This window comes from Saccharopolyspora rectivirgula DSM 43747 (assembly GCF_000497205.1).
In the GTDB taxonomy this organism is placed as follows: Bacteria; Actinomycetota; Actinomycetes; order Mycobacteriales; family Pseudonocardiaceae; genus Saccharopolyspora; species Saccharopolyspora rectivirgula.
The window spans coordinates 1-4,019 of record NZ_AYJW01000113.1 but is presented as its reverse complement, the minus strand read 5'-3'; the positions used below and the strand labels follow the sequence as shown (position 1 = coordinate 4,019).

The 4,019-nt window shown below is 68.3% G+C and carries 3 protein-coding genes, 1 tRNA gene, 1 pseudogene and 1 CRISPR repeat array; of the genes and pseudogenes, 2 read left to right on the top strand and 3 right to left on the bottom strand.

What is annotated here, in order from left to right; genetic code table 11:
- Positions 1 to 33 precede the first annotated feature (33 nt).
- Positions 34 to 111, bottom strand: a pseudogene (locus SREC43747_RS22095) (TetR family transcriptional regulator); the annotation flags it as partial.
- Between the two features lie 14 nt (positions 112 to 125).
- Positions 126 to 519: direct repeats of the CRISPR family, unit length 28 nt; unit sequence GGATCATCCCCGCGTGCGCGGGGAGCAC.
- Between the two features lie 486 nt (positions 520 to 1,005).
- On the bottom strand, positions 1,006 to 1,809 hold the full coding sequence (locus SREC43747_RS0118870) for a class I SAM-dependent methyltransferase (protein WP_029722944.1): 804 nt from the start codon (positions 1,807 to 1,809) through the stop codon (positions 1,006 to 1,008).
- A 399-nt stretch (positions 1,810 to 2,208) separates the two neighbouring features.
- Between SREC43747_RS0118870 and SREC43747_RS0118865 the strand changes: the two genes are divergently transcribed.
- Positions 2,209 to 2,613, top strand: coding sequence for a DUF6153 family protein (locus tag SREC43747_RS0118865; protein ID WP_152528477.1), 405 nt, complete (start codon positions 2,209 to 2,211; stop codon positions 2,611 to 2,613).
- Between the two features lie 60 nt (positions 2,614 to 2,673).
- Complete coding sequence (locus SREC43747_RS0118860) at positions 2,674 to 3,297, top strand: DUF305 domain-containing protein (protein WP_236623276.1); 624 nt, start codon at positions 2,674 to 2,676, stop codon at positions 3,295 to 3,297.
- 407 nt (positions 3,298 to 3,704) lie between these two features.
- Here the strand turns inward: SREC43747_RS0118860 and SREC43747_RS0118855 are convergent.
- Positions 3,705 to 3,777: transfer RNA gene (locus tag SREC43747_RS0118855), tRNA-Ala, on the bottom strand.
- Between the last annotated feature and the right edge of the window lie 242 nt (positions 3,778 to 4,019).

Genomic DNA, 4,019 nt, shown 5'->3' with positions numbered 1-4,019 from the left:
ACCTCGCTGCTGTGCTTTTTGATCACCGGGACGTCAGCGCAGGTGGATCGACGCCTTCCCGACGCCGGCGCGCTTGGCCACCGCTTCCACGCTGAAGCCCGCCCAGCCCCGTTCGCCGAAGACCGGGATCATCCCCGCGTGCGCGGGGAGCACGGTTGTCGCGGCGAGCGACGAAGCGCTTGTCCGGATCATCCCCGCGTGCGCGGGGAGCACATGGGTGACACGGGAAACCCTCCCCATCAGGTGGGATCATCCCCGCGTGCGCGGGGAGCACGGGTGCACCGGAAACACCTCCTATCCAGGTGATGGATCATCCCCGCGTGCGCGGGGAGCACGCTGCGCCAGCAGCGGCGGGCGGTCATGTTCAGTGGATCATCCCCGCGTGCGCGGGGAGCACCCGCGGCCGGCCGCGTCACCTCGCCAGATCTGGGGATCATCCCCGCGTGCGCGGGGAGCACGACTAGCTCCTCCGTTGCATCTGGTGGTGGGGAGGATCATCCCCGCGTGCGCGGGGAGCACACTTGATGACCAGGGACTATAGCAGCCCACACCGCAAAATAGATTCACTTTGTTCCGCCGCCAGGAAGGTAGCCTCCGGAGCGCACTCCTGTCCCACGTGTGGGAAGAGTACTTGCACCTGCCGCCGGTGGATTCGAAGGTGAACGACTCCCGGCACGCAGGGGAGCACCTCGGCGAGCAGAAAATTCAGCACGCAACGGAGCAGCGCCAACCTGCACCTCTGTCGAACGGGTGGCTCAAGATCTACCCGCACAGGTGCGTTGGCCCGGACAGCCGCTTGAAATCGTGTTTTTCACAAGCTCAAACGCTCGGGCACCGACCGCTGCATCGAGCAGGTTCGGTGAACTCGCAGTCGAAAGCGACGATGCGGGAGCCAACCACCATTGGTTAGTGCTCTCCCGCAGTCCTCCAGCGAGTGCGACGCCGCAGATCCAACTCCCCTGGCACCGAACGAACTGGCCGCATGGCGGCCATAGCCCGCGGCAGTCAGCTCGAGGGTTTGCGCGCCACGAGGTGGAAGGCGCGGCTGAGTTGGCGGTAGGGGTCGCGCTGGCTGGCTTCGAGTTCGACCGCAGCTATCGTCGCTGCGCGCTCGGTGTCGCTGGGATCCAGCTCGACCCCGCTGAATTCGAGCCAGTCGACGAACAGCCAAGCCCCGTACCAGCGCAACGGCTCCACGCCCCGCTCCCGCAGGAGCTCGCCGAGTTCCTCCACCGTGTCGGCCCGCCCCCGCACGCCGAGCCCGGGCACGGTTTCCGTCCTGGTGTCGAACGCGGCCAGCGCGTCCTCCCACCGCTGCTCCAAGGCCGGGCGCACCGCCATCGTCTTGGCGTTGCCGCTCATGATCGACACGATTCCGCCTTCGGCAGCGCACCGGCACAGCTGGTCCAGCAGCGGCTCCGGTCGCTCCTGGTACCCGAGCACCCCGTGGCACAGCACGGCGGCGAAGCGGCGACCGCGCACCGCCTCGTCGGCGTTCTCGCCGTCGGCCTGCACGAGGGTCACTCGCCGCTGGACGTCAGCAGGCAGTCGAGCGAGCCGCTGCCGGGCCTTGTCCAGCATCGCCGGTGACGAGTCGAGCAAGGTCACGTCGAACCCGGCTTCGGCCAGCGGGAAGCACTGGTGGCCCGCGCCACCGCCGACGTCGAGCACCGCCGCCGGAGGCTGCGGCAGGTGCTGCAGGAGCTGCTGGTGCATCACGTGAGTGCGCACATATCCCTTCACCGAGGCGTAGGCCTCGTCGGTGAATCGGTTGGCCAGACCCGCCTCGGACCAGGTGCCGTCACTCATGGCCCCAGCGTACGTGTTCCGGATGTTCAGGACCACGAAGGTGCTGCTCCTGGAGCTGGTCAGCACAACCCGGCGGCACGGCGCGCCTCCCAAGACACCCGGGGCGTGGTCGCGCTGGTGGGTGCGCGGCACTACGGGGCGCCGTCCGACCGCACCACCCCCCTCTGGTGCAGCTGCAGGGCTTCGCCGCCTGCGGGGGGCGGGGAAGCCGCTCCTCGCCTTCGGCGTGCTGCTCAACAACACGGCCGCGCTCGATCTCGACGAGCCGGACGAGTCGTGGGGCGAAGGGCATGCCCACTCGCGTCCACCCTGGACTGTTCGGGCACACCACCGGCACCGAGCTGGTGTGACGAGCGTCAGGTGGCCAGTTCGACCCCCGCTCCTCGTATTGTGGGTGGCATGGGAGTGCGGCCTGGATTCCTCCGATGGGGACTGCTGGTCGCTCTCCTGCTCGGCGTGGTGCTCATGCACCACATCCCGTACCAGCACGACCGGCCGCACGCGGAGCCGCCGTCCGCGGTGACCGCGGAATTGCCCCTGCCGAGCGCCACATCCGATGACGGCTGCGACTGCCACCACGCGTCCGAGCACAGCGGCGCACCGATCCCGTCACCGCACGACCTGCTGCACCTGTGCTTGGCGATCCTGATCGGCTTCGCCGCGTTCTTCCTCGCCCGGGTGCGATGTCGCCGCGGCACAGCCACACCGGGACCCGGGTCCCTCCTGGCCGTTCCCGGGGCCCGGACGCGGCCTCCGGTACCGGTTGCTCGACGTCTCGCCGCGTTGTGCGTGCTCAGGTGCTGACCAGCAGTCCTGATCAGCGAGTTCCTGCACGCAACCATCGAGATGTCGAGGAGTTCCACCGTGAAGCGAGCACGACTGCTGAGCGCTGCCGTTGCCGTCACCGCCGCTGTCCTCGCCGGGTGCTCCGGTGGTGGCGAGATGGCGCACATGCCGGGCCACGAAGCGCCGCACAACACCGGCCAGTCCCAAGCCCCGGGCCAGGCCGCGCACAACCAGGCGGACGTGGCCTTCGCCCAGGGGATGATCCCGCACCACCAGCAGGCCGTCGAGATGTCCCGCATGGCGGCTGATCGGGCCGGGTCCGCGGAAGTGAAACAGCTGGCCGAGCAGATCCAGGCCGCCCAAGGCCCGGAGATCGAGAAGATGACCGGTTGGCTGGAGAGCTGGGGTGCGGAAGTGCCGTCCGGCTCCGGCATGGCAGGCATGCACCACGGCGGCCACGACGGCATGGTCGACGGAATGATGTCGCCCGAGCAGATGAAGCAGCTCGAGCAGTCCTCGGGTGCCGAGTTCGACGAGGCGTTCCTGTCGATGATGATCGAACACCACGAAGGCGCGGTCGCGATGGCCCGGACCGAGCTCAGCGACGGCCAATTCCCCGAAGCCAAGCAGCTGGCTCAGCAGATCATCGACACCCAGCAGGCCGAGATCGACACCATGAAGCGGCTGCTCGCCCAGAGCTGACCGCAGCTGTTACGCGGGAGGGTGGTCACCTCCGGGTGGTCACCCTCCACCGTGCTCCTGGCGTTCCCGAGGAGCTCGCCCGAGCGAACGATGTCCACTGCGGAACGCGAGCACGCCGATCGCTCCTGCGATCACGGCCCGGCTCGCTGTTCCGCGCATGCGCCTCCCGGGCGCCCCGCTGTCGCCTTGACCACCCCGTTGAGGAGCAGACCGGACCCAAGAGGAGACCACCAGGGGTTTTCCGGTGGTTGGCTGAACGGCGCGGGGCCGGAAACCCCGGAGGCTGCTGGCCGCGCAGCTCGAGTCGCAGCACGACCAGGAGCGAGGCGCGGACTCGACATCCGAACCGACCACCGAAAAGCCGGAGAGCCGGCCACCTGCATCGGTAACCGGCTCTCCGACCGCTGTGGAGCTGACGGGATTCGAACCCGTGACCCCTTGACTGCCAGTCAAGTGCGCTACCAACTGCGCTACAGCCCCATATTCACTTTCCGAGTCCCGGGTTTTCGTTCCCGTTCATCTCGTGTGCCACTACAGTACAACACCGTTCGAAGGCCTTTTTCAGGGGGGTCCCCTTGAACGGGTTCGCGCAGCTCATCGCACGTTCAGGACCTCTCGGAGCGACCACCCCGCCGCTCCCCCGCTCGACGGAGTTGGTCTACGCCACTCCCAGCACCCCGGCCGCCACCTCCAGATCGGCCAAGAACCCCCGGTAGGCCTGC